This is a genomic window from Leptolyngbya sp. FACHB-541, assembly GCF_014695875.1.
Taxonomy (GTDB): Bacteria; Cyanobacteriota; Cyanobacteriia; order Elainellales; family Elainellaceae; genus JAAUTN01.
Window position 1 is genome coordinate 1 of the sequence record NZ_JACJPC010000025.1, and the last position, 4,067, is coordinate 4,067.

Here is a 4,067-nt window from a genome sequence, read left to right on the forward strand (position 1 = left end):
CGTACTGTAAATGCTCTTCCCAAAGTGCTTGCAAAGACTCCTGGGCTGGTGTCAAATTGGTAGTTGCTTGTAAATTTGCTTGTCCGTCTACAGTTTGCTCTTTGACCATGATTGGATTCTCCTAGTTCTGTCTATTTAAAGTGTTCGGTCAATGTGAGTGTGAATATAGTCAATCGCTTGCTGCAATTGGGTGCGCGTTAAGCCTTTGTTCTTGAGTTTAGTGGTTGACGTTGTAGTTGTTAGCATGGTTCAAAAATCGGCAAGTTGTTCAACAAAACAGGCAAAAGCTAGCCATCAAATTCGATAGCTTACTAGCACTAACAAACAAGTCAGATATGAATAGAGCTTAGTGACTTGCAGCGACAATGGCTACCGTTAACTCTGTTATTTTCCAGCGTCCGGTATACCGAATGTTATTGATAAATAGGGCTGGAGCGTTGGTCACTCCACTGCGTATTCCGCCTTCGATATCTTCATTGATGCGATCGACATGCACTTGTTTAGACAACTCTTTGAGAAATTGAGGAATGTCAAGCCTTAAATCATTGGCATACTCGACAAGATAACCGTTCTCCAACCTTTGTTGATGGTCACATAAAGTATCGCTCATTAACCAAAACTTTCCTTGAACGGCGGCAGCTTCAGCGACTTGGGCTGCCCGTTGAGCATGGGGATGAATCTGTGTTTGTGGAAAATGGCGGAAGATAAAACATAAATAATCCTCTCCAAAAGAAACCGTAAGCTCTTGCCGAATGATTTTAATCAGCTTGTAAACGGCTGCACTTCTAGGACATTGATAATCCCCATACATCACTAACACCACGGCTGCACTTAGCACACCTTGACTGTGATTTTGGGTTGAAGCTGGCACAACTAAAGAACTGGAACTATGGTCGTCGATCATCTTTCTACATCTGTATCAAGCATGGAACCTTGCGATTCACCTGCTCAATCCACATGAATTCAATATAAGCAATTAGCTTTTAGTTGTCGTCTACAGTGAGTTAACATTTTTAGGCTGTAATTTGATGGAGCAGCCGCTCCTTCTTAAAATAGAAGGTAGGCTCTAACTCAAGTTAGAATCCGAAGTCGATCGAAAGTACACCCTACAAACTGACAATGCCGCGTTTAACCGCAACAATCACAGCTTGAGTGCGATCGCTGACATCTAGCTTATTCAAAATCCGATTGACATGGGATTTGACCGTGCCTTCACCGATGCTCAAAGCAGTCGCAATATCGGCATTACTCATCCCCTGAGCCAGTGAGCGGAGTACTGCTAGTTCTCGTTCACTCAGTTCTGGATTGCTGAGACGTTGAACTAACTTTGCTCCCACATCGGGTGGAATGTACTTCTGACCCCGATGAACGGTACGAATGGCATTCAGAAGCTCGTCAGGTTCAGTTTCTTTCAACAGGTATCCTTTGGCTCCTGCCTGTAATCCTCGATAAATATCTTCGTCACTATCATAGGTGGTCAGTACAATAATCCGAGCCGATTTAGCAGCAGCACAAATTGCACCGATGGCGGCAACTCCTTCCACTTCCGGCATTCGCAGATCCATGAGTGTGACATCCGGTTGGTGTTCCCCAAATAGAGCGATCGCCTGTTCCCCATTTTCGGCTTGGGCAATCACCTGCATCTCTGGGTCACGGTTAATAATCGTGGCTAATCCTTGCCGAAAAATGGCATGATCGTCCGCAATCAGAACCCGAATTGGGGGTGTGGGGTGTGGGGTGTGGAGTGTGGAGTGTGGAGTAGTCAATGGTTATCTGTTCCCCTTTGAAGGCTCTGACGGAGTCGGTTGAGTAAACTTCCTGTGCTTTCACACAAACTCATTAACTCAGTAATGTCATCAATGTAATTCAAACTACTGGTAAGGAGAAGCAAGGTTTCTAGTTCTTTGAGACTTCCATTTGCAATACCGAGAAACTGAAGATATTCCTTACGATGATTTCTTCCATATCCCTCAGCAATATTGGCAGGCACAGAAACACAGGCTCTACGAATCTGTGAAGTTAGTCCATAGATTTCATGCTTTGGTAGTGCTTCTGGGTAATGCCATTTTGTAAAGGCTGGAGGAAATCAAAGAGCTTTATCCAGCAGCCAGTTTTGTCCGTAAGGTTGCATTGTAGTGATGGATAAAATTCCAAATTGCTCCAATGTGGTTTTCTAACCTTCTGGAAAAGGACAACGTTTTTCTCACCAAGCGTGCGACTTGTTGTCTTAAGGTGTTGTTAAATCGTTCGATGTAACTGGTTTTCCCCGTCTCTTTGCCGACTGGTTGATGGCGTTTGCTGGGTAAGGCAGTGGGATAGGCTGACCAGAGATCGCTATAACATACAGCACATTGTCGATATACTGCCGGTAATGAATTCCACAATGCTTTTGCTGATGTACCACTGCGGTCTCCGATATAACATCCCACAATCTCTCGAGTTCGTGCATCAATAGCTAACCAAACCCACTGCTCATTCCCCTTATCGTCCACAAACGACCACAACTCATCCATCTGAACATCCAGGCGTTGTTGCGCTTTAGGAATCACTTCAACCTGCTGAGGAACTGCCTCATAGGTCGCATTGGCGTAGCCTTGCAACCACGCTTCAGCCACTTGCATAACACGAGCAATTCCAGCAAGTGAAATCCTTTCCAACAACAAGCGATCAATCATCGCTTTCGTGTCTGCGGACTTTGGTTTCCATTGCGGGTCTTCGACAAACTGCCGACCGCAATCGCGACATCTGTAATTCTGCTTGCCCCGTCGAGTGGTACCGTTTTTCTTAATATCGGTTGACCCACAAGTGGGACACATCAACTCAGGTTTCACGGCTGACTCACCAATTTACATACTCTCATTATCGTTTTTCTCTGGCATTTACAAAATGGCATTACCTGCTTCTGTTGCTTGATAAACTTCCTTTGCCAATCGCATTGACACTCTCCAAACCTCCAAATCACGATAACTCTCTAACTTACCCACACCCTACACCCCAACGACTACGATAATCTCTGTTCCCTGCCCAGGTTGACTCTTAATGGTCAGTTGTGCGCCGATGCGCTCTGCCCGTTCGCTCATGCCGAGTAAGCCAAAACCCTCAGAGGTTGGAATACTCCCAACTCCAAAGCCCTGTCCATTGTCTTTCACGCGCAACAAAAACTGATCATGCTCGTAGATTAGCTCCACTCGAATTTCGTCAGCGTTGGCGTGTTTGATCGCATTGGTCAAGGCTTCCTGCCCCATCCGCAGTAGGTTATTCTCGACTTCAGTGGGGAGAGCATACGCTATCCCCTTGACCTCATAATACAAAGTGGTATCGTTTGCAGCCGCTCTGATTTGAGTTATGAGACGATGGAGAGCGCTCTGTAGACTGCCTTCCTCCAAAAGCTGAGGACGGAGCGCGACGACCGATCGCCGCGCTTCACACAGTCCAGTGCGCGCCAATTCTTTGATCAGGTCTAGGTGTGCCCCAGTTGCTTCTACATCATCCGTGAGCACCTGGTTTGCCGCTCCCACCTGAGCCAGAATGCCTGTAAACGACTGAGCGAGTGTGTCGTGAATTTCGCGTGCCATGCGGTTGCGCTCCTCTAAAATTGAGGCTGCTTCTGCTTGCTTCAGCGCCGTAATATCTCGTGCCAGCCAAATCACCTGGTCGTAGTCGATTGGAGCAATGCGAGCCGAAAACCAGGCTTCTTGTTCAGCTATCTGCAAGCTGTACTCAACTGTGAGCATTTGTTGGGTTCTCAGTACTTGCCGAATGTAACCCAGGAATTCATCGGATTGTTCTTTTTCAAAAATCTGGTGCAGTGTTTGACCAATCTGCTCCTCAATAGGTCGATACAACCGATTCGGTTTCACTTCGACTGCTTCGACCAGTCGCCCTTCAGCAGTAAGGACAAACAGCGGATCGGGAATGGCTGAAACGAGTGCCCGCAGTTCTGCTTCAGAGGCTTGTAGGGATTGAGTTCGCTCTTCTACCTTCCTTTCCAATGTTTCGGTATAGTCTGCTAACTGTTCATATAACCGAGCATTCTCCAGTGAAATTGCTGCCTGAGCTATCAACAG

The 4,067-nt window shown here is 46.5% G+C and carries 4 protein-coding genes and 1 pseudogene; all 5 read right to left on the bottom strand.

Annotated elements, in window-relative coordinates; genetic code table 11:
• Positions 1–346: 346 nt before the first annotated feature.
• The gene (locus H6G00_RS03435; RefSeq protein ID WP_190795642.1) at positions 347–904 is read right to left on the bottom strand and encodes a thioredoxin domain-containing protein; all 558 of its coding nucleotides are present in this window, start codon (positions 902–904) and stop codon (positions 347–349) included.
• A 202-nt stretch (positions 905–1,106) separates the two neighbouring features.
• The gene (locus H6G00_RS03440; protein WP_199318287.1) at positions 1,107–1,766 is read right to left on the bottom strand and encodes a response regulator transcription factor; all 660 of its coding nucleotides are present in this window, start codon (positions 1,764–1,766) and stop codon (positions 1,107–1,109) included.
• A pseudogene (locus tag H6G00_RS36515) lies at positions 1,763–2,044 on the bottom strand (four helix bundle protein); the annotation flags it as partial. The gene H6G00_RS03440 and the pseudogene H6G00_RS36515, both read right to left, overlap by 4 nt.
• Before the next feature lie 52 nt (positions 2,045–2,096).
• Positions 2,097–2,819 carry an IS1 family transposase gene (locus H6G00_RS03450; RefSeq protein ID WP_190795646.1) on the bottom strand — a complete coding sequence of 241 codons (723 nt, stop codon included), beginning with the start codon at positions 2,817–2,819 and terminating at the stop codon, positions 2,097–2,099.
• 168 nt (positions 2,820–2,987) lie between these two features.
• A partial coding sequence (locus H6G00_RS03455) for a PAS domain-containing sensor histidine kinase (RefSeq protein ID WP_190795643.1) occupies positions 2,988–4,067 on the bottom strand: 1,080 nt, incomplete at its 5' end.